Source organism: Streptomyces panacea (assembly GCF_040560175.1).
GTDB classification, from domain to species: Bacteria; Actinomycetota; Actinomycetes; order Streptomycetales; family Streptomycetaceae; genus Streptomyces; species Streptomyces panacea.
The window spans coordinates 16,392-35,408 of the sequence record NZ_JARJHW010000039.1; the positions used below are offsets into that span (position 1 = coordinate 16,392).

Sequence of the window (19,017 nt, forward strand, 5' to 3'; positions counted from 1 at the left end):
AGCGTGGACGGGTACGTCAGCGACAGCCCTTTCGGACCATGAGGCGACTCACCATGACTGTGTACGGTTCCTTCCCCGGTGCCCGGCCCCGTCGACTGCGGACGAGCCCCGCGATGCGGCGCATGGTCGCCGAGACGCGGCTCCACCCGGCCGATCTGATCCTGCCCGCGTTCGTGCGCGAGGGGGTCGGCGAGCCGGTGGCCATCTCGGCCATGCCCGGGATCGTCCAGCACAGCCTGGACACGCTGCGTAAGGCGGCCGTCGAGGCTGTGAGCGCGGGCGTCTCCGGGATCATGCTGTTCGGCGTGCCGGAGGACGCGAAGAAGGACGCGCTCGGGACGGCCGGGACCGATCCGGAGGGAATCCTCCAGGTGGCGATCCGGGCGGTCCGCGAGGAGGTCGGCGACGACCTGGTGATCATGTCCGACCTGTGTCTGGACGAGTACACCGACCACGGCCACTGCGGGGTCCTCGACGCCGCCGGGCGGGTCGACAACGACGCGACGCTGGAGCGGTACGCGGAGATGGCCCAGGTACAGGCCGACGCGGGCGTTCATGTGGTGGGCCCCAGCGGGATGATGGACGGTCAGGTCGGCGTGGTCCGCGACGCGTTGGACACGATCGGCAAGGAGGACGTGGCCGTCCTGGCGTACACGGTGAAGTACTCGTCCGCGTTCTACGGCCCGTTCCGGGAGGCGGTCGGCTCCTCGCTGACGGGCGACCGCAAGACGTACCAGCAGGACCCGGCCAACTCCCGGGAGTCCCTGCGCGAGTTGGCGCTCGATCTCGAAGAGGGCGCCGACATGGTGATGGTGAAACCGGCCGGGCCGTATCTGGACGTGCTGGCGAAGGTGGCCGCCGAGGTGGACGTGCCCGTCGCCGCGTACCAGATCAGTGGTGAGTACGCGATGATCGAGGCGGCGGCCGAGAAGGGCTGGATCGACCGGGACAGGGCGATCCTGGAGAGCCTGACCGGGATCAAGCGGGCCGGGGCGCAGATGATCCTCACGTACTGGGCGACGGAGGTCGCGCGGGCGCTCTGAGGCGCCCGCGCGTGACCGGACCGGACCGGCTACCAGGTCAGGGCGTCGGCCATGGTCGACTGCCAGTAGGAGACCGACGCGGCGTCGGAGATCATCGTCCCCTTCGGGAGGGTGATGTTCGCGGCCGAGCCCACCGAGCCCTGGTTGTCGCGGCCCGAGAAGTGGACGCTGAGCTTGTACGCCGCGGTGGTCGGGGCGCCGTCGGCGCCCCCCAGGGCGATCGAGGCGTAGGCGGACTCGCCGGGCGCCAGGGTGACCACGGCCTGCGGCTGGCTGTCCTCGTTGATCTGGGTGACGGACTGGGCGTCGTCGAAGCCGAGGAGGGGCGCGTAGTAGGCGTCGCAGTTCCGGCCGCTCGCGTTGGTCGCGGTCACCAGCAGGTGGTTGATGGGCCGGACGGCCTTGGTGACGGTGACCTTGGTGTTCGAGCCGGTGCAGGCGGTGGAGGTCTTGCTCTTGGCGCCGCTCTTGTCGGCGCCCGCCTTGCTGTCGCCGCCGTTGTCGCCGGTGCCGCTGTTCTTGCCACTGCCGCTGTCGCTCTTGTCGGCGTTGCCGTTGTCCGCGCTCGGGTCGGTGGAGTCCTGCGACGTGTCGTTCGTCTTGGACGCCGGCTTGTCCGTGGAGGCGGACGTGGCCGAGGCGTCGGGCTTCGGGCTGGAGCCGACCGCGTCCGACTGCCCGCAGGCCGTCAGGGCGAGAGCGGTCACGAGAGCGGTGACGGTGGCGGCCGTGGCGGTGGAGGCGGTGGCGGAGCGGAATCGAAGGTTGCGCATGAGGTGCTGTCTCCCGTTTTGGTGGTGCGTTCAGTGGCGGTTGATGAGCACGAGCAGGACGCTCGTACAGGCGATGAGTACGCAGACGGCCACGACATCAACGAGGCTGTCGCGGAATCGAGTTCGGATCGCTGCTCCTCGTTCGGCGGCTGCTGCACTCACCTTGCGGGGCGGCTGGAACCGGCCGCAATCGGCAGGGGACAATGAGGGAAGCTGGAATGCTGAGACGGCTGTGACCTGCGGGAATGATGCTTCCCTGGAACGCGTTCCTGGAACGGCCGCGCGCTGCGGCATACGTACGTGGAGGGGAACCGCGAGTGGCGACGACCGAGGCCAAGGCTTTCGCTGAACTACTCACCGGGCTGAAGGACCGCTCGGGACAGAGCTACGGCGTGCTGGCCGCGAAGCTCCATGTCAGTACGTCCACACTGCACCGCTACTGCAACGGCGACGCCGTGCCGGCCGATTTCTCGGCGGCGGAGCGCTTCGGGCGGCTGTGCGGGGCGAAGGGGGAGGAGTTCGTCGAGCTGCACCGGCGGTGGATCCTCGCGGACGAGGCGCGGCGGCGGTCACGGTCGGCGTCGCCGGCCGCACCCGTCGCGGCCCCGGCCACCGAGACTCCTGAGGCCCCGGATGCCGTGGACGCCCCGGCGGTCCCGGCGGCGAGTGACGAGGCTGTTCCTGATGCCCCGGCCGCCGAGCCGGCCGACACCCCGGCGCCGGACCTCGACCGGCCCGTCGGCGAGATCTCCGCCTCGCGGCGCAGGAAGCGTCTGTACGTCACTCTCGCCGCCGCCGCGGTCGTCGTGGCCGTCGCCGTACCGGCCGTCGTCTTCGGCCCGTTGAACGATTCGTCGACCGACCGCTCACCCGTCGCGGCCGGGATCTGGGACGGCGGTGCCCCGCAGTCGGCCCCGCAGTCGGCATCGCCCTCCGGATCGCCTTCCCCCGACAAGTCGGCCTCGCCCGACGCCAGTCCCTCGGCCCGGGAGACCCCGAAGGACAAGGAGAGCGGCGGCGCCGCCGGAGGTGGGAAGGGGAACGGGAAGGGGACGGTCGGCGCGGTGCCGGTGACGGTGAACACCAGGCCGTACGCCTTCGAGGACCCGTGCACTCAGCGCTATCTCGTGGACCGTCCCCCGACTGAGGTCCCCCCGCCCCCCAACGAGCCGGACGCGCCCGGCTGGGTCGCCGTGCTCGGCGCGGTCTCCAGCGGAAGCCAGTACATCGAACTGGCTCTCCAGGGCACCGGGAGCGAGACCGTCGTGCTCAACGACCTGAACGTGCGCGTGGTGGGGAGCGAGTCGCCACTCGCCTGGAACGACTTCGGTACGGGTGTCGGCTGCGGCGGCGGTGTCACGACCAGGGCGTTCGCCGTGAACCTGGACGCGGGCCGCCCCAGCGTCGAACCGCAGGGCGGGCAGCGGGACTTCCCCTACCAGGTGAGCGAGTCCGACCCGGAGGTCTTCCACATCACCGCGCACGCCTCGGCCCGCTACATCAGTTGGTACCTGGAGCTGGAGTGGTCCAGCGGCGGCCGGGAGGGCACGCTCCGCATCGACGACCGCGGGAAGCCGTTCCGTACGAGCGGCGCGGAGGGGCGGCCGTCGTTCCACTATCCGCTCGGCGGCACCCAGGAGTGGTTGACGGAACCCGAGAACGACCCGACCCAGTATCCCTAGGCGGTGTCGGGGGCCTCGGGGGTGTCCGGCGCCTCAGGTGCCTCGGCCGCCTCGGGGGCTTCCGGGCCTTCGGGCGCCTCCGCTCCCTCGGTCATGTGCGTCTCGCCGAAGATCGTGGCGTGTTCGAGCACATCCTCGGCCGGGTCGTCGATCTGGCCGACCGAGAGCAGCGTGAAACCGCCGTTGTGCGAATTCGTGTGCGTCTCGTCCGCGGCGGCGTCGGTGGCCGGGAGTACGGCGGCCAGTACCGCCGCGCCCAAGACGGTCAGGGTGTGTGTGGCTTTCATCTGGTGGTGGCCCGTCTGCTCGTTGTGATCATCCTTGCTCCGGTCTGTCTATTCCTCAGATCCGGCGCAAAGGTCACGGCTGACGGCATATGTCAGGGAGGTATTCACTTGACCGGCGCAGTTGGCGCGACGGTCAGCGGACGACGTCCTCGGTGAAGGCCGCCCAGGCGGCGGGGGTGAGGGTCAGCACCGGGCCGCCCGTGACCTTGGAGTCCCGGACGTGCACGGCGGCGGGGTGCGCGGCGACCTCGACGCAGTTGCCGCCTTCACTTCCGCTGTAGCTGGACTTGTGCCAGTGGTAGGCGACTTCGATGCAGTTGCCGCCTTCGTCGCCGCTGTAGCTGGACTTGAACCACTCACGTGGGGTGCTCATTACTCTCCTAGCAGCCGGTCCAACAGGCCCTTTGTTTCCTCGGGGTTGAGGGCCTGCGTCCGCAGCATCGCATATTTGCGAGCCAGGATGCTGACCTCATCCGGGTCCTCGACAAAGAGGCTGCCCCGCTGGGTCTCGGCATAGGCGAGGTGCTGATGATCGGGTGTTTCCAGCAGGACGAACGGTCCGTCGAGTCCCGCGTGAGTGGTCCGGCCGAACGGCATGATCTGGAGGGTCAGGCCCGGAAGGTCAGCGCCCTCCCGGAGATGGTGAAGCTGCTCCGTGAAGACAGCCGGGGACCCGAGCCGGTCTCTGAGTACCGCTTCGCCGATCAGGAAGCTACAGGTCGGCGGGACCTTGCGGTGCAGGATGTGCTGACGCTCTATGCGCCCGGCGACACGGGTGTTGATCTCGTCCTCGCTGAAGGCGGGCACCCGGTTGCGGAAGACCGTCCGGGCGTAGTCCTCGGTCTGGAGCAGGCCAGGCGCCACCTGGTTCTCGTACGAGGAGATGGCGATCGCCTCCTGCTCCTGATCGATGAACGCCGCCGCCCACACCGGATACCGGTCGATCTCCGGCATGTTGTCCACCGCCGTCGCCAACGCCCCTTTTGTCAAAAGCACTTGATCCAGCAGCGCCGCCAGATCAGGCTTGAGCAGTCGCCGCCCCTGCTCCACCGACGCGATCGTCTCCGTGTGTACGCAGGCGCGCTCCGCGAGTTGGCGTTGGGTCAGGCCCGCCGCCTCCCGGAAGAGGGCGACCAGCGCGCCCACGAGCTTCATCGCCGACGCGTTCTTCCGCTGTCGCTTTCTGCTGTGCATACCCGCCCAACTCCCCGTTCCCATCCGTACGTCACGCCTCCACGGCCCGTACGAAATCTCTGTACGGGTGCGCGTACTGCGTCAGCGTAATCACAGGCAGTGACAATTGCCTGGTGAATGAGACGAATCCACCCCCCGCCCAACGCGAGCGCTTCTACCGCCGCGAACGCCGATCCGTGCCCGCCGCCCGGCAGTTCGTACGGGAGGCGGTGATCGACTGGGCCCTCGGCGACCGGCTCGACGATGTCTTGCTGTGCGTGAGCGAGCTGGCGACCAACGCCCTGGTGCACGGAGTTCCGCCGGGGCGTGGTTACCAACTACAGCTGTCGCTGCTCGCGGACGGGGTGTTCCGTATCGAGGTGCACGACAGCGGTGACGGGCGGCCGGGTGTCCGTGAGCCGTACGGGGAGTCGGGGCGCGGGCTCATGCTCGTCGCCGCGCTCGCGGACAAGTGGGGGGTGGGGGAGCGGGACCCCGGCAAGGTCGTGTGGTGCGAGTTCGTGGTCTGACCGGGCGACATTCCTGCAATGGAGGTTTTTCCAGGATGCGGCCCTCAAGGGCGAAACGGGTGGCGCTCACCCGTTCGGTTGATGGAAATTCGACCGCCACCGCCTACCCTGACTCTCGCTCATGGCCAGTAAATCCAAGCAGCGGTCGTCACCCCCTGGAGATCACGCATGAATGGCCCCAAGAATTCGAATGAGATGCCTCGGCGTCAATTCGTCTCGCTCTCCGCCATCGGTACGGCGGCGCTCCTGGCCGGCGGGGGAGCGGCCGGGAGCCCGGCCGCGGCGGCCGGGCCGGTGCCCGGTGACCCCTCGCCCGGCTCATGCCCCACCCCGCCACCTCCTGGGGGCGCGAACCCCTGCCCCCCTGCCACCCTTCAGTCCCTCTGCGGCAGCCCCACCGACAACGATCCGCTGTGGAGAGACGTTCAGTCCTGTACGCAAGGGACCCCCGGTCCCAACTGTTTGAACGTCACCGCGAATTACGTCGTGCTGCACGGCAGACCCGAGACCCAGCACAATTATCTGCTGCTCCCCAGTTGTCGGATCAAGGGCATCGAATGCCCTTTCATCTCGACCTCGGGGGCGGCGAACTACTGGAACGACGCATGGGAGAACGCGAGGAGCGGGGGGAGTGTTCCCGTGCGGTACCCCAATATCGGATTGGGGATCAATTCGCAGATCGCCCGGCGCCTGAACCAGTTGCACATTCATATGGCCGGCGTCCGGCCGAGCACACAGCGCCGGCTGCAAGAACTCGAAACGATGGGCCGCGTCGCCACACAGCCCGCGCAATGGGCCGCTCCGCAGTACCAGGTGGCCGTCACGGGCTCGGGGGGCGACCGCACGTACAGGGCCCTCAGGCTGCCCAACCTCTCGCAGAATCTGTTCACGCTGCTGTCCCGGTACGTGGTGGCGCCGAACGGGCTGGACATGAGGAACCAGACACTGGTCGTGGTGCCGAAGATGAACGCCGCCGGATTCGCCGGGACTTTCTACGTCCTCAACAGCGACTCTTCGCTCCACGACGGTACGAGCACGTGTGACCACCTGCTCGTGTACAGCTGACTCGGTCCGGGGGCAGACCCCCGGGGCCCGGTCAGTCCCACCAGAACGTCCACGCCGGCTGGCCGAGCACCTGGTGCGTGGCGTACGCGGGGACGGTCGTGTGCCGGCCCTGGTGGAGGTTGTCCGGGCAGAACGCGAAGTGTTCCGCCGCGACGGCCTCCGCCTCCGCCTGCGTGGCCGGCGGGGCGGCCACCGAGACCACCAACTGGTCGAAGGTGAGCGCCACCACCCGTATCCCGAACCGGTCCTCCCACGACCGCAGCACCGCGCACAGCCGCGCCACGTCGCCTTCGTGGTTCACCGGGCCCAGCCAGCCGAGGGCCGCCGGTATGTCCGCGCTGCGGCGGGCGGGGACCAGGGCCACCCGGGCGCCGTGCAGCCAACTGCCCTCGTCGGTAAGGATGGAGGCGACCTCGGCCGCCTCCTTGTCGGGGTCGGCCGACGACGTGAGCGCGGGGGCGAGGCCCGGCCACTCGTCGTCCTCCGTCAAGTCCTCCCAGAAGTCCGTCAGCACGTCCTCCGCGTCGTGGTCCCCCGGATACGACGCGGAGTCCGGGCTCAGCTCCCAGTCCTCCGGCCACTCCTCGCGGTGGCCGCCGTGGACGAGCAGCGGATGCAGCCCGGCCGTTCTGCGGGCGGGCAGCAGATCGGCCCACGCCCGGTGGGTCGCCGGCTCGTCCGCGTACCACAGGAGAGGTTCGTGCCAGGTCCCGTCGATGGTCGCGTCGACCAGCTTGCCGGGCGGCAGTCGGAGCCCGACCGACCGTCCCGAGGGGTCGGTGGCCAGGGCGGGCAGGGGGTTGGGGAGCGTCGCCATGCAGGAGACCCTAAAGGCCGCCACTGACAAAGGGGTTCAGCTTGTGGAAGTGCCTGTTGGTCACCGGATCGGCGCGGCCCCGGCCTGACCGTCTTCGAGAAGCGGCGCCGTCCGCCGGACGCTGCGGGCGGGCGGGACTTCTCGAACACGGCCCGGGTGACCGGGGCGGCCGGAGAGAGTGCTCAGTTGAAGACCAGGACGTCGGTGCGCATCGGCAGCGCGCTGCTCCAGCCGATGTTGATCTTGAACGTCACCAGTCCACTGCTGGGGGCGATGCTCGACACCTGGAAGGGCGCCGCCCCGACGAGCCGCCTCCCGTTGCTGTCGATCTCGGAGGCCGTGACGACGACCGTCGAGTCGACCCCGATGACGTTCCAGGGGAGTTGGAGGTTGAACGTTCCGTTCCCCGGGGTCCACGTCCACCACGCCCGCCACACGGCGCCGACGTTGCCGCCGATCGCCTCGACGGCCCTGTCCCTGTCGGCGGCCGGTGAGCTGCTCTCGATCCTCGGCACCTCGGTGGCGGAAGATTCGGCTGCGGTCATGACGGTCTCCTCTCGCGTCGGGAGAGCCCCCGTGGGCTCTCTGGATACGTAGAGTGTCCGTTGATGCGCATAGCGTCACAATCACTCGTGCGGGTGACCCGCCGGCGCGTCGGCGCGACAACCGCGCGAACGCCGGACCGCGGCGCGTCGGCGTGGCACCCGCGCGAGCATCAGCGGTGCGAACGGGTCCAGTACCTCGACTACGCACCCCGTGACCCCGTGCGCAGCAGGTCGGCGAGGCGGGAGAGGCCGTCCGCCGCGTGGCCTTCGGCCACCGCGCGGTCGAGCAGCGGCTGGACCGGGGCGAACAGCTCCGTGCTGACGCCCTGCGCGGCGAACGTCTCCAGCAGGTTGGGGAACGCCTCCTGGTTGACGGCCAGGCTCGACACGTCCGTCAGATGCCGACCCGAGTCGATCGCCTCCGCCCACCCCGGCGCCGAGCCGAGCATCGCGCCCACCCAGGGCACCAGCAGCTCCGAGAATTCGGTGGCCGGGACGGACTCCGTACCGATCAGGGCGTACGCCTGCATCACGCCCATGATCATCCCGTACATGCCGGTGAGCAGCGCCAGGTCGTACAGCGCGGCGAGGCCGGGGTCGGAGCCGACGTACTTCGTGCCGCCGAGCGTCGCGAACGTCTCCCGGTGGGTGTCGAAGAGTTCCCGCTCGCCGCTGTAGAAGACGTACGCGTGGGGTCCCGCGATCATCTGGGGGACGGCCATGATCCCGCCGTCGAGATATCCGGCGCCCTCCTTCGCGGCCCAGGAGGCGAGGTCGCGCGCCTGCTCGGGGGTGCCGTTGGTGAGGTTGGCGACGGTCTTGCCGGTGAGCTGTCCGGAGAGCGGCTCCAGGACCGTACGGACCGTGTCGTACGTGGTGAGGCAGACGACCACCAGCGGGCTCGCGGCCACCGCCCCGGCGGCCGTGTCGGCGGGGGTCGCGCCCTGGGCGACAAGTGGTCCGGTCTTGGCGTGGGATCTGTTCCACACGGTGACGGGGTGCCCTGCCCTGAGGAGGGCGGCGGCCAGGGCGGTGCCCATCATGCCGAGGCCGATGACGGAGACGGCGGGCTTGGGCGCGGGGTTGGGGGACATGCGGGGGCTCCTCCGGGCGGGGTGAACAGTGGTTGCTTTCGATCTTCGGGGGGAGGGCTTCTGCTCACAAGTACCGACTATTTAGTGCGATACGCACCGGGAAGTAAGCAAGGGAGATACGGAAATGTGTGCGAGAGGCGGGTCGGAGACGGAAGGATGTTGAACTCCAACTGGCGTACCAGGAGCCTCAGGAGCCCGATCTTGTCTTATGTGCACCATGTCGAGCAGTTCTACGGACTGCCCACCTACAGCTTCCCGCCGTACGCCGACCCGGCCGGCCTGCCGGCCGCCGACGAGGTCGCCTGGCGGCTGCACCGGGAGCCGTTCGACAACGAGGAGAGCTCGGAGGACTGCTGGAAGCGGTTCACCGGGTCGGTGGATCTGGAGAAGGTGCGGGCGATCATCTTCGGCCAGCCCTGGTACGACGGCGACGGAGGGCTGCCGCTCGACGACCTGATCGGCCTGGCTCCCCGGCTGACCGGGCTCGAAGCGGTCTTCCTCGGCGATCTGGAGGATGAGCAGGCGATGATCTCCACGATCTACCTCGGCGATCTCGCTCCCCTCCTGGCGGCCTTCCCCGGGCTCAGAGAGCTGGTCGTACGCGGCGGTGAGGGCCTGGAGTTCCCCGTCTCCGGCCACGAGGGACTACGGGCCCTGCGTGTCGAGTCGGGCGGGCTGCCGCCGAACGCGGCGGAGCAGATAGCCGCCGCCCGGCTGCCGTCGCTGGAGCGCCTGGAGCTGTGGCTCGGCGACGAGAACTACGGCGGCGGCGTCACGGTCGAGCAGCTCGCGCCGCTGTTCGCGGGGGAGGGCAAGCCCGCACTGCGCCACCTGGGCCTCCAGAACAGCTTCATCCAGGACGAGTTGGCCTCCGCGCTCGCCTGCGCGCCGGTCGTGCCCCAACTCACCTCGCTGAGCCTGTCGATGGGCACGCTCTCCGACGAAGGCGTGGAAGCGCTGCTCCAGGGGCAGCCCCTGACCCACCTGCGGGAGCTCGATCTCTCGTTCCACTTCATCGGCCACGAGATGATGCTGCGGATCTGGACGGCCCTGGAGCCGGCGGGAGTCCGGGTGGACCTGACCACGAAGCACCAGCGCGAGCCGGACGACTGGGACGAGGACGGCCGGTACATCGCGGCCTCCGAATAACTTCCCGCGCCCCTGCCCTCCCGTCGCACCGTCGAAAGGCCACACCACCATGCCCCGCGGACCCAAACCCCATGCCCCCGAGTCCGAGGACCCGGACGACATCCTGATCGCCAGCAAATATCTGAACAGCAGGTACCCGTGGCGGGATCCCGCCGAGCGGGTGCCGTACGGGATCGTGCTGCTCGTCGCGGCCCAGCTGAAGTGGAGCCCCGCCGCCGTCCTGGTACGGCTGGGTGAACTGGGATACGCCGACGTCCAGCGCTCCGAAGCCCCGCTCCCCGCCGTCGTCGAGCCCGACGACGCAGCGCTGATCACGAGCGTGGACGTACGGTTCGGCCTCACCCCGGTCGACGTCGACAAGACCGTGTCCCTGCGGCAGGTAGTCGTATCGGCGGCCCTCACGAACCGCGCCCCGGCCGAGGCCGCCCGGCGTATGACCGCTCTCGGCTACCGGGTCGGGACCGGCGCCCGGCCGCTGTCCGAATCCGCCGACCTCCGTGACGTCGGGCTGATCCGCACCGACCACCGGGGCAGCTGGTTCGACTGGGGCGACGAGGTGTCCGCCGGTCAAGTGCTGGAGACGGCACGGGACTTGTTGTGCAGCCCGCACTACGCCGCCGATCGCCTGATCGCGCTCGGCCTCCGGCTGCCGTACACACCCGAACCAGGGGACGAGAGGCTACTGAAGTACGCGGACGTCCCCGGCGGCGGCTGGATCGGCCGCTGGACGACCGCGCCCGTCGGGCACATCCTCACCGTCGCCCGCGAGACGGGCCGCTCGCACGCGGACATCCTCGCCCGGCTGAGCGAACTGGGCTGCCAGCGGCCGGGCGGGAACATCCCCGACACCCCGGAGCCGGACGACCTCGTCCTCCTCAGCGAGAACCTCGACGGCCGGCTGCCCTGGCTGATGAAGAACGACGTCGTCGGCCTCCAACTGCGGCACATCCTGCGCGCGTCCCTCGTCACGGGGCGGAGCCCCGCACAGGTCACCGAGAGACTGACCGCCCTCGGCCACCGGCTGCACGAGAACGCGAACGTGCCCGAGACCGCCGACGAGACGGACATCCGGCTGCTGGAGACGGTCACCCGCTCGTACCTGGACGACGTCCACCTGGAGCACGTGCTGCGCGGCGCGAGCCTGACGGGCCGCAGCCCGTCGGACGTCGCGACGCGGCTGACGGAGCTGGGCTATCAGCTGCCGGACGAGGTGACGTACCCGGAGATACGCCCGGGGGCGCGTACGCAGGCGCCTGCCGCGTAGCCGCTCCGGTCGTGGCTACGGCACCGGGGCGCCCGGGGTATCGAGCCAGAGGCGTTGTCCGGTGGGGGTGACGGTGAGTCCGTACCGGGTGCGTTCCGGTGAACCGGCGTTCTGCCACCAGGCGTACGCGGACTCCATCTCGCTCCAGAGCCGACGGGGGCCGTGTTGGTGGGTGTCGTACTCCGTGGCGCCTGGGACGTGGTCGACAGACGCCCACGAGCCGGTGGTGTGGTCGGCCAGCCAGACGGTGAACTCGCCGTCGGGGCCGTGGCCGACGGTGTAACGGCAGTCGGGGATGAGGATGCCTGCGGTGAACGCGGCGTTCTCATCCCCGAAGACGTCATGTGGGTCGAGGCTGGTGCGTGCGGCTGTGGCTCGGTTCTGGTCCTGAACTCGGACGGTGGCCATCACATCTCGCTCGGGGGCCTCCTGTCTGTTCCACATGAAGGCGCAGTCACCGACGACGGGGCCGCTCGCCGTGCCGTCCTCACCTACGGTGAGGCGCAGGAGGACGCCGTTGTAGAGCCCGGTCCCCCACGGGAGCACGATCACCCCGCTGGGCGAGGTCTGTTGAACCAGGGCGTACGGCACCGTATGGAGCGCGTAGGTGGCGATGACGCGGTCGTACGGTGCGCGGGCCGGGCAGCCTTGCGCGCCGTCGCCGGTGATGACGGTGGGGGTGTAGCCGGCATCTCTCAGGCACGCGCGGGCCGTGTCGGCGAGGCCGGGATCCATCTCGACGGAAACGACGTGCTGGTCGCCGAGCCGGGCGGCGAGGAGAGCGGCGTTGTAGCCGGTGCCGGTGCCCACTTCCAGAGCGGTCATGCCGTCGGCCACGGCGAGGGTGTCGAGCATGGTGGCCACAACGCGCGGCATGCTCGCGGAGCTGGAAGGGACGAACGCCGTCGCCGCCCCGCCGTCGTCGTCCTCGACCTGGGTGACCAGCGCCTGGTCGTCGTAGACGAGAGTGTTCCAACGGTCGGGATCGGTGGTCCGGTTGATCGGGTGGTAGCCACCCTCGCCACCGATCCAGATGCGATCGGGGACGAACCGCTTGCGGTCGACCTGGGTGAACGCGTCGCGCCACGGCCGGGTGAGGTAGCCCGCTTCGGTCAACTGCTGGGCGAGGGCGGCCGGAGAGCTTTCGCCGCTCACCTCTTCGGCGTCTCCGGACGCTTCGGGTCGCGCTGAGGAATCGGCTTGTTGGGCTTGTGTCCGTCGCTCTCGGCCGGATCGGGCTTACCGCTGTGACCACCGCTCATATCCGCTCCTCCCTCAGCACTCGCCAACTTGCTGTAGGCGTATGCTAGCGGAGCGTGACGGTCGCCGGAAGGACACTTTCGAGTGGCGGTTGGCAGGTCCTACAGCCGCTCGGGTGTGTGGATGCCGAGCAGTGCCATGCCCTGGTGCAGCGTGCGGGCCGTGAGGTCGCAGAGGAAGAGGCGGTTCTCCGCGACCTCCCGCGGCGGGGCCGGCTTCACGACCGGGCACTCGGTGTAGAACGTCGAGAACAGCGACGCCAGTTGGTACAGATACGCCGTGAGCTTGTGCGGCTCGTAGCCCGACGCGGCCTCCGCCAGAACCTCGCCGAACTGGTCCAGGTGCAGGCCCAGCGCCCGCTCCGCCGGGGCCAGTTCGAGCTCCGGGCGGGCCACCGGCGAGCGGTCGCCCGCCTTGCCGAAGATCGACCGGGTCCGGGCGTAGGCGTACTGGATGTACACGCTCGTGTCGCCGTGCAGCGACACCATCTGGTCCAGGTCGAACTTGTAGTCCCGCGCGGCGGACGTCGACAGGTCGGCGTACTTCACCGCGCCGATGCCCACCTCCGTGGCGCGCTCGACGATCTCGTCCTCGGTGAGACCGAGGCCCACGCTCTTCTCGCGGACGACCGCCGACGCGCGCTCGACCGCCTCGTCCAGCAGGTCCACCAGCCGCACCGTCTCGCCCTCACGGGTCTTGAACGGCTTGCCGTCCTTACCGAGGACGGTGCCGAAGGCGAGCTGGACGGCCTCGATGTCCTCGTTCAGCCAGCCGGCCCGGCGGGCGGTCTCGAAGACCATCTTGAAGTGCAGCGACTGGCGGGCGTCCACCACGTACAGCAGGGTGTTCGCCTTCAGATTCCCCACCCGGTCGCGGATCGCGGAGAGGTCGGTGGCCGCGTATCCGTAACCGCCGTTGCTCTTCTTGACGATGAGCGGCGTCGGATTGCCGTCCGGGCCCTTCACATCGTCGAAGAAGACGCAGAGCGCGCCGTCGGAGCGGACGGCGACGCCCGTCTCCTCAAGGATGCGGCAGGTCTCTTCGAGCATGTCGTTGTAGCCGGACTCGCCGACGACGTCCTCGTCGCGGATCTCCATGTCGAGCTTGTCGAAGACCGAGTGGAAGTAGATCTTCGACTCGTCCACGAACCGCTGCCACTGGGCGAGCGTCCCGGTCTCCCCGGCCTGGAGCGCGACGACGCGGTCACGCGCGCGGGCCTTGAACTCCTCGTCGGAGTCGAAGACCGTGCGGGCGGCCTTGTACAGCCGGTTGAGATTCGACATCGCCTCCTCGCCGGAGACGTCCTCACCGCGCCCGTGGTCCAACTCGTGCGGGTGCTCGATCAGATACTGGATGAGCATCCCGAACTGCGTGCCCCAGTCGCCGATGTGGTGGCGCCGGATCACGTTCTCGCCGGTGAACTCCAGGATCTCGACCATCGCGGCGCCGATCACGGCGGAGCGCAGATGGCCGACGTGCATCTCCTTGGCGACGTTGGGCTGCGCGTAGTCGATGACCGTCGTGCCGGGGTCCGCGGCGCGCGGGACGCCGAGGCGGTCGTCGGCGGCGCGGGCGGCCAGCGTCTCGATGATCGCCCGGTCCGTGACGGTGATGTTGAGGAAGCCGGGGCCCGAGACCTCGACCTCCTTGATGAGGTCGCCGGTGCCCAGCGCGTCCACGACCTTGGTCGCCAGCTCGCGCGGATTGCCCTTCAGCTTCTTGGCGAGGGCCAGCATCCCGTTGGCCTGGAAGTCCGCCCGGTCGCTACGTCGCAGCAAGGGGTCCGCGGGGCCGGCCTCCGGCAGGGCTGCCGAGAGGGCGTCCGCGATGCGCTGATCGACGGTCGAGGCGAGGGAAGTGACCGGAGCCATGGGCTGGGAGCCGTTCCTGTAGAGGGTGTGTTCGTGCACCCCATTCTCCCATGGGGCAACAAGTCGTTTTCGCATTGTCGTAGTGGCCTGGGACAATGGCCGTCGCCGGTATCGCGGGCGTACAGGCGCATTCCGCGGGGCGCAGCAGAGAGAAGGACGTACCGACCGTGGCTCAGAGCACCGAGACCGACTGGGTCTCCCGTTTCGCGGACGATGTCATCGCCGAGTCGGAGCGACGTGCGCCTGGCAAACCGGTCGTCGTCGCCTCCGGAATCTCCCCCTCCGGCCCGATCCACCTGGGCAATCTCCGCGAGGTCATGACGCCGCACCTCGTCGCCGACGAGATCCGCAGGCGGGGTCACGAGGTCAGGCACCTCATCTCCTGGGACGACTACGACCGCTACCGCAAGGTGCCGGCCGGGGTCCCCGGGGTGGACGCCTCCTGGGGAGAGCACATCGGCAAGCCCCTGACGTCCGTGCCCGCCCCGGCCGGATCCGCGTACCCGAACTGGGCCGAGCACTTCAAAGCGCAGCTGATCGATTCACTGGTCGAGCTGGGCGTGGAGTACGACGGGATCAGCCAGACCGAGAAGTATCTGGCGGGGACGTACCGCGAGCAGATCCTGCACGCGATGCGGCACCGGGGCGAGATCGACGCGATCCTCGGCCGCTACCGCACGAAGGACGCGTCGGCGGGCGGGCCGGGCGCCGGAAAGAAGCCGCAGCAGAAGAAGGTCGACGAGGCCGAGCTGGAGGCCGCCGAGGGATCGGGCGCCGCCGATGAGGACGACGGCGCGGGGTCGGCCGGGTACTACCCGTACAAGCCCTACTGCGGCAACGAGGACTGCGGCAAGGACCTGACCACCGTCACCGCCTACGACGACGGGACGACCGAACTGACCTACGTCTGCCAGGCCTGCGGGTTCGGCGAGACGGTCCTGCTCAGCGAGTTCAACCGCGGCAAGCTGGTCTGGAAGGTCGACTGGCCGATGCGCTGGGCGTACGAGGGCGTGATCTTCGAGCCGTCCGGTGTCGACCACTCCTCGCCCGGATCGTCGTTCGTCGTCGGCGGGCAGATCGTGCGCGAGATCTTCGACGGCGTGCAGCCGATCGGGCCGATGTACGCGTTCGTGGGGATCTCCGGGATGGCGAAGATGTCGTCCTCCAAGGGAGGCGTACCGATCCCGGCCGACGCGCTGCGGATCATGGAGGCGCCGCTGCTGCGCTGGCTGTACGCGCGGCGCAGGCCGAACCAGTCCTTCAAGATCGCCTTCGACCAGGAGATCCAGCGGCTGTACGACGAGTGGGACGCCCTGGAGCGCAAGATCGCGGACGGTTCGGTGCAGGCGGCCGACGCCGCCGCGTACTCACGGGCCACGCGTACGGCGGCCCGTGAGCTCCCGCGCACGCCGCGACCGCTGCCGTACCGCACGCTGGCCTCCGTCGTGGACATCACGGCGGGCGCCGAGGAACAGACGCTGCGGATCCTCGGCGAGCTGGACCCGGCCGACCCGCTGACTTCGCTGGACGAGGCACGGCCCCGGCTGGACAGGGCAGAGAACTGGATCACCAGCCAGGTGCCCGCCGAGGCCCGGACGGTCATCCGGGGCGAGCCCGACCGGGAGCTGCTGGACTCGCTGGACGAGCAGACGCGCGAGGCGCTGCGGCTGCTGCTGGCGGACCTGGACGCGCACTGGTCGCTGGACGGGCTCACCACGCTCGTCTACGGCGTGCCGAAGGTGCTGGCGGGGCTGGCGCCCGACGCGAAGCCGACGCCGGAGCTGAAGGCCGCGCAGCGGTCGTTCTTCGCGGTGCTCTACCGGCTGCTGGTGACCAGGGACACCGGACCGCGGCTGCCGACGCTGCTGCTGGCGGTGGGGGCGGACCGGGTACGGACGCTGCTGGGCGGCTAGGTCCTGTCAGGTGTCCTGGGCCCCCGAAGATCCGCCGGACAGGGCCTAAGGGCTGTCCCGTCCTGGGGCCGGCGCGGGACAGGAACGGCCACCGGGGTTGCCCCGGTGGCCGGTTCGTCTCTCAGGCGATCTGCTCGGCGTCGTCCTGCGCGTCCAACTGCTGCTGGTAGCGGCGCTTGAAGTCCTTCAGATACGCGCGCAGGGAACTCTCGCTCAACGGGCCGCCCGTGCGACCGGTCACGCCGTACAGATCCTGCAAGTAGATCGCGAACTGGCGGGCGTTGGGCAGGTCCTGGCGCTCACTGACGTACCGCAGGTAGGCGTTGAAGTACGCCTCCTCGCGGGGCATGCCGTTGGGGAGGGACGCGGCCGGGAGATCTTCCGGCTCCGGCTCGGGCTCGAAGTCCGGCTCGATGTCCACCTGGGGCTGCTGGGGGCCGAGGGGGCGGCGCGACGGCGTCTGCTGGGCCGCCTGCTGTTCCTCCGGCTCAGGCCGCTCCGGCTCCGGCTCCTGCTGCTCCTGGGCTCGGGGCTGCTGGTCCTCGTACCGCTCGTACCGGTCGAACTGCCGGTGGGCCTGCTCGTACTGCTCGTACTGCCGCGGGTCGTACTGCTGTTGCTCGTACTGCTGCGGGTCGTACGCCGGATCGTACGAGCCCTCGTACGGACCCTCGGGCGCGCGCGGGGCGGCGAACCAGGGGCTTCCCTGGGAGGAGGCGCCGGTGTCCTGGTGCTGCTCCTCGTGCTCCCGCGCCCACTGCTCTTCCTTCTGGAGCTGGATCCACTCCTCTTCGGTGAGCTCGGGCTGCGGGAGTTGCTGCTGTCGCTGCTGTTGTTGAGGCTGCGCCTGGGGGAGTTCGGGTACGGCCGCGGCCGCTGTCACCGGGGCCGGCGGGAGCAGGGCCGGTTCGATGCCCGCCGCGGCGAGGCCGGCCGGGCCGGTGTCGGCGAGGGGGACGCCGTACTTGGCGAGGCGCAGCGGCATCATCGCCTCGATGGGCGCCTTGCGGCGCCAGTTGCGGCCGTAGCGCGCCTGGAGGCGGGCCTGGTAGATGAGCCGGTCCTGTTCGAGCTGGATGATGTCCTCGTAGCTGCGGATCTCCCACAGCTTCATCCGGCGCCAGAGCTTGAACGTCGGGATGGGCGAGAGCAGCCAGCGGGTGAGGCGGACGCCCTCCATGTGCTTGTCGGCGGTGATGTCCGCGATGCGGCCCACCGCGTGGCGGGCCGCCTCGACGGAGACGACGAAGAGGATCGGGATCACCGCGTGCATGCCGACGCCGAGCGGGTCGGGCCAGGCGGCGGCGCCGTTGAAGGCGATGGTGGCGATGGTGAGCAGCCACGCGGTCTGGCGCAGGAGCGGGAACGGGATCCGCATCCAGGTCAGCAGGAGATCGAGCGCCAGCAGGACGCAGATGCCCGCGTCGATACCGATCGGGAAGACGATCGAGAACTGGCCGAAGCCCTTCTGCTCGGCGAGTTCGCGCACGGCGGCGTACGACCCCGCGAAACCGATCGCGGCGATGAGAACCGCGCCGGCGACGACGACGCCGATAAGTATTCGGTGCGTGCGAGTGAGCTGCATCGCGGCCACCCGTGGCCCCTCCCGTCCTGGACATCTGGCGGGGCACAGCCTGGCACATGTGTACGGGTGCTGTGGCCCGGGGAGCCGTGCGCGGCCGGGGAGTTGGGGTGCGGGGGCTGCGTGGTGGGGTGTTTGTCCTCAATCGTCGGACGGGCAGGAGCGGACTGGAACGGACTGGGGCGGGCGCGTCCGGGCGTGTACGAGCCCGGACCGGAACTCGCGGAGAGCTACTTCGCCGCCGCCGGAACGGCCGCCACCGCTTCCTTCGCCGCCTTCGTCGCGTCCTTCACCAGGTCCGACGCCGCCGGGGACTTCGCGCCCGCGTAGCCCGCGCCGTTGTACGTGAGCGTGATGACCACGTTCTCCGAGCGCGCCACGACCGTCGCGTAGCCGAACGACTCGTCCGTCTTCGTCAGGCTGTATGTGATCGCCGTCGCCTCCGTACCGACTCCGGGCGTCGGGGTGGCCTTCGTGCCCTTCGCGCCTTCCGTGGCACGCGCCTTGGTGACTTCCTTCTTGTAATACTCCGCGGCGCGATCCTGGCCAGAGCCGAGGCCCGCGTCCGAGTCGTAGCGCATGAAGGAGACGTCCAGCCAGCGGTACTGCGAGCCCTTGACGCCGTTGTCGTCCAGCCCGTTCCACGAGCAGCTGCCGCGCGTCGTGATGTCCGAGGACTTGCCCGACGAGCCCGACTTGTCCTTCGCCTTGGGCACCAGGCCCTCGATCGTCTTCCTGGCGATCGACTTGCACGGGTCGGCCGGCAGGGACGTGAACTTCGCGGCGGCGACCTGCGCCGGGGCCTTCGAGGTCGTGGCGGCCGGCTTGTCCTTGGCGCTGTCGGAGTCCGAGTCGGAGGAGCAGCCCGCGGCGAGCATCATCACCGGGACGGCTGCGAAGGCGAGTATGCGAACGCGGGTGCGGGAGCGGCTGGGTCGCGGGGCTGATCGCTGCATGGTTCCTTCAGTG

The 19,017-nt window shown here is 69.6% G+C and carries 18 protein-coding genes; 7 read left to right on the forward strand and 11 right to left on the reverse strand.

From position 1 onward, the window contains the following. Positions 1 to 53: 53 nt before the first annotated feature. Positions 54 to 1,043: a porphobilinogen synthase gene (gene hemB, locus P3L51_RS12490; protein ID WP_354605219.1), complete on the forward strand. Its 990-nt coding sequence runs from the start codon at positions 54 to 56 to the stop codon at positions 1,041 to 1,043. A 29-nt stretch (positions 1,044 to 1,072) separates the two neighbouring features. Here hemB and P3L51_RS12495 read toward each other — a convergent pair whose 3' ends face one another. Next, positions 1,073 to 1,816 (reverse strand): DUF4232 domain-containing protein, encoded by a 744-nt coding sequence (locus tag P3L51_RS12495; RefSeq protein ID WP_354605220.1) that lies wholly within the window; start codon positions 1,814 to 1,816, stop codon positions 1,073 to 1,075. Positions 1,817 to 2,133: 317 nt separating this feature from the next. Between P3L51_RS12495 and P3L51_RS12500 the strand changes: the two genes are divergently transcribed. After that, the gene (locus P3L51_RS12500) at positions 2,134 to 3,498 is read left to right on the forward strand and encodes a helix-turn-helix domain-containing protein (protein WP_354605221.1); all 1,365 of its coding nucleotides are present in this window, start codon (positions 2,134 to 2,136) and stop codon (positions 3,496 to 3,498) included. Here the strand turns inward: P3L51_RS12500 and P3L51_RS12505 are convergent. The 3 genes from P3L51_RS12505 to P3L51_RS12515 form a co-directional block, all read right to left on the reverse strand. Continuing rightward, positions 3,495 to 3,758, reverse strand: a complete 264-nt coding sequence (locus tag P3L51_RS12505; RefSeq protein WP_354605250.1) for a hypothetical protein — start codon at positions 3,756 to 3,758, stop codon at positions 3,495 to 3,497. The genes P3L51_RS12500 and P3L51_RS12505 overlap by 4 nt on opposite strands. 160 nt (positions 3,759 to 3,918) lie before the next feature. After that, complete coding sequence (locus tag P3L51_RS12510) at positions 3,919 to 4,158, reverse strand: DUF397 domain-containing protein (RefSeq protein WP_354605222.1); 240 nt, start codon at positions 4,156 to 4,158, stop codon at positions 3,919 to 3,921. After that, entirely contained in the window at positions 4,158 to 4,979 is an 822-nt protein-coding gene (locus tag P3L51_RS12515; RefSeq protein WP_354605223.1) for a helix-turn-helix domain-containing protein, read from the reverse strand. The genes P3L51_RS12510 and P3L51_RS12515 overlap by 1 nt, the downstream gene beginning before the upstream one ends. A 113-nt stretch (positions 4,980 to 5,092) precedes the next feature. Between P3L51_RS12515 and P3L51_RS12520 the strand changes: the two genes are divergently transcribed. Both P3L51_RS12520 and P3L51_RS12525 read left to right on the forward strand, forming a co-directional pair. Beyond that, positions 5,093 to 5,488 carry an ATP-binding protein gene (locus P3L51_RS12520; RefSeq protein WP_354605224.1) on the forward strand — a complete coding sequence of 132 codons (396 nt, stop codon included), beginning with the start codon at positions 5,093 to 5,095 and terminating at the stop codon, positions 5,486 to 5,488. A 411-nt stretch (positions 5,489 to 5,899) separates the two neighbouring features. Then, entirely contained in the window at positions 5,900 to 6,553 is a 654-nt protein-coding gene (locus P3L51_RS12525) for a CDP-diacylglycerol diphosphatase (RefSeq protein WP_494338541.1), read from the forward strand. 31 nt (positions 6,554 to 6,584) lie between these two features. On the opposite strand, the gene P3L51_RS12530 is transcribed toward P3L51_RS12525, so the two are convergent. From P3L51_RS12530 to P3L51_RS12540, 3 genes are all read right to left on the reverse strand, one after another. Then, positions 6,585 to 7,370, reverse strand: coding sequence for a DUF4253 domain-containing protein (locus tag P3L51_RS12530; protein ID WP_354605226.1), 786 nt, complete (start codon positions 7,368 to 7,370; stop codon positions 6,585 to 6,587). A 182-nt stretch (positions 7,371 to 7,552) separates the two neighbouring features. Then, the gene (locus P3L51_RS12535) at positions 7,553 to 7,915 is read right to left on the reverse strand and encodes a hypothetical protein (protein ID WP_354605227.1); all 363 of its coding nucleotides are present in this window, start codon (positions 7,913 to 7,915) and stop codon (positions 7,553 to 7,555) included. A gap of 200 nt (positions 7,916 to 8,115) precedes the next feature. Beyond that, positions 8,116 to 9,009: an NAD(P)-dependent oxidoreductase gene (locus tag P3L51_RS12540; RefSeq protein WP_354605228.1), complete on the reverse strand. Its 894-nt coding sequence runs from the start codon at positions 9,007 to 9,009 to the stop codon at positions 8,116 to 8,118. A gap of 210 nt (positions 9,010 to 9,219) precedes the next feature. On the opposite strand from P3L51_RS12540, the gene P3L51_RS12545 reads away from it, so the two are divergent. Next, on the forward strand, positions 9,220 to 10,158 hold the full coding sequence (locus tag P3L51_RS12545) for an STM4015 family protein (protein ID WP_354605249.1): 939 nt from the start codon (positions 9,220 to 9,222) through the stop codon (positions 10,156 to 10,158). 49 nt (positions 10,159 to 10,207) lie between these two features. Continuing rightward, on the forward strand, positions 10,208 to 11,422 hold the full coding sequence (locus P3L51_RS12550; RefSeq protein ID WP_354605229.1) for a wHTH domain-containing protein: 1,215 nt from the start codon (positions 10,208 to 10,210) through the stop codon (positions 11,420 to 11,422). Between the two features lie 15 nt (positions 11,423 to 11,437). On the opposite strand, the gene P3L51_RS12555 is transcribed toward P3L51_RS12550, so the two are convergent. Together P3L51_RS12555 and argS are read right to left on the reverse strand one after the other, a co-directional pair. Further along, positions 11,438 to 12,577, reverse strand: a complete 1,140-nt coding sequence (locus tag P3L51_RS12555) for a methyltransferase domain-containing protein (RefSeq protein ID WP_354605230.1) — start codon at positions 12,575 to 12,577, stop codon at positions 11,438 to 11,440. Between the two features lie 206 nt (positions 12,578 to 12,783). Beyond that, positions 12,784 to 14,553 carry an arginine--tRNA ligase gene (gene argS / locus P3L51_RS12560; RefSeq protein ID WP_354605231.1) on the reverse strand — a complete coding sequence of 590 codons (1,770 nt, stop codon included), beginning with the start codon at positions 14,551 to 14,553 and terminating at the stop codon, positions 12,784 to 12,786. Between the two features lie 95 nt (positions 14,554 to 14,648). Here argS and lysS point away from each other — a divergent pair, with 95 nt between their 5' ends. Beyond that, positions 14,649 to 16,466 (forward strand): lysine--tRNA ligase, encoded by a 1,818-nt coding sequence (gene lysS / locus P3L51_RS12565; protein ID WP_435594438.1) that lies wholly within the window; start codon positions 14,649 to 14,651, stop codon positions 16,464 to 16,466. 121 nt (positions 16,467 to 16,587) lie between these two features. Here the strand turns inward: lysS and P3L51_RS12570 are convergent, their stop codons facing one another. Together P3L51_RS12570 and P3L51_RS12575 are read right to left on the reverse strand one after the other, a co-directional pair. Beyond that, on the reverse strand, positions 16,588 to 18,060 hold the full coding sequence (locus tag P3L51_RS12570) for a DUF2637 domain-containing protein (protein ID WP_354605233.1): 1,473 nt from the start codon (positions 18,058 to 18,060) through the stop codon (positions 16,588 to 16,590). Positions 18,061 to 18,278: 218 nt separating this feature from the next. After that, positions 18,279 to 19,004: a DUF3558 domain-containing protein gene (locus tag P3L51_RS12575; RefSeq protein WP_354605234.1), complete on the reverse strand. Its 726-nt coding sequence runs from the start codon at positions 19,002 to 19,004 to the stop codon at positions 18,279 to 18,281. Between the last annotated feature and the right edge of the window lie 13 nt (positions 19,005 to 19,017).

Bases quoted from the DNA above. Each gene is read 5' to 3' on its own strand.
- hemB (WP_354605219.1), top strand. From the start codon at position 54: ATGACTGTGTACGGTTCCTTCCCCGGTGCCCGGCCCCGTCGACTGCGG.
- P3L51_RS12550 (WP_354605229.1), top strand. From the start codon at position 10,208: ATGCCCCGCGGACCCAAACCCCATGCCCCCGAGTCCGAGGACCCGGAC.
- argS (WP_354605231.1), bottom strand. From the start codon at position 14,553: ATGGCTCCGGTCACTTCCCTCGCCTCGACCGTCGATCAGCGCATCGCG.
- P3L51_RS12575 (WP_354605234.1), bottom strand. From the start codon at position 19,004: ATGCAGCGATCAGCCCCGCGACCCAGCCGCTCCCGCACCCGCGTTCGC.
- P3L51_RS12535 (WP_354605227.1), bottom strand. From the start codon at position 7,915: ATGACCGCAGCCGAATCTTCCGCCACCGAGGTGCCGAGGATCGAGAGC.
- P3L51_RS12495 (WP_354605220.1), bottom strand. From the start codon at position 1,816: ATGCGCAACCTTCGATTCCGCTCCGCCACCGCCTCCACCGCCACGGCC.
- P3L51_RS12540 (WP_354605228.1), bottom strand. From the start codon at position 9,009: ATGTCCCCCAACCCCGCGCCCAAGCCCGCCGTCTCCGTCATCGGCCTC.
- P3L51_RS12510 (WP_354605222.1), bottom strand. From the start codon at position 4,158: ATGAGCACCCCACGTGAGTGGTTCAAGTCCAGCTACAGCGGCGACGAA.
- P3L51_RS12515 (WP_354605223.1), bottom strand. From the start codon at position 4,979: ATGCACAGCAGAAAGCGACAGCGGAAGAACGCGTCGGCGATGAAGCTC.
- lysS (WP_435594438.1), top strand. From the start codon at position 14,649: ATGGCCGTCGCCGGTATCGCGGGCGTACAGGCGCATTCCGCGGGGCGC.
- P3L51_RS12530 (WP_354605226.1), bottom strand. From the start codon at position 7,370: ATGGCGACGCTCCCCAACCCCCTGCCCGCCCTGGCCACCGACCCCTCG.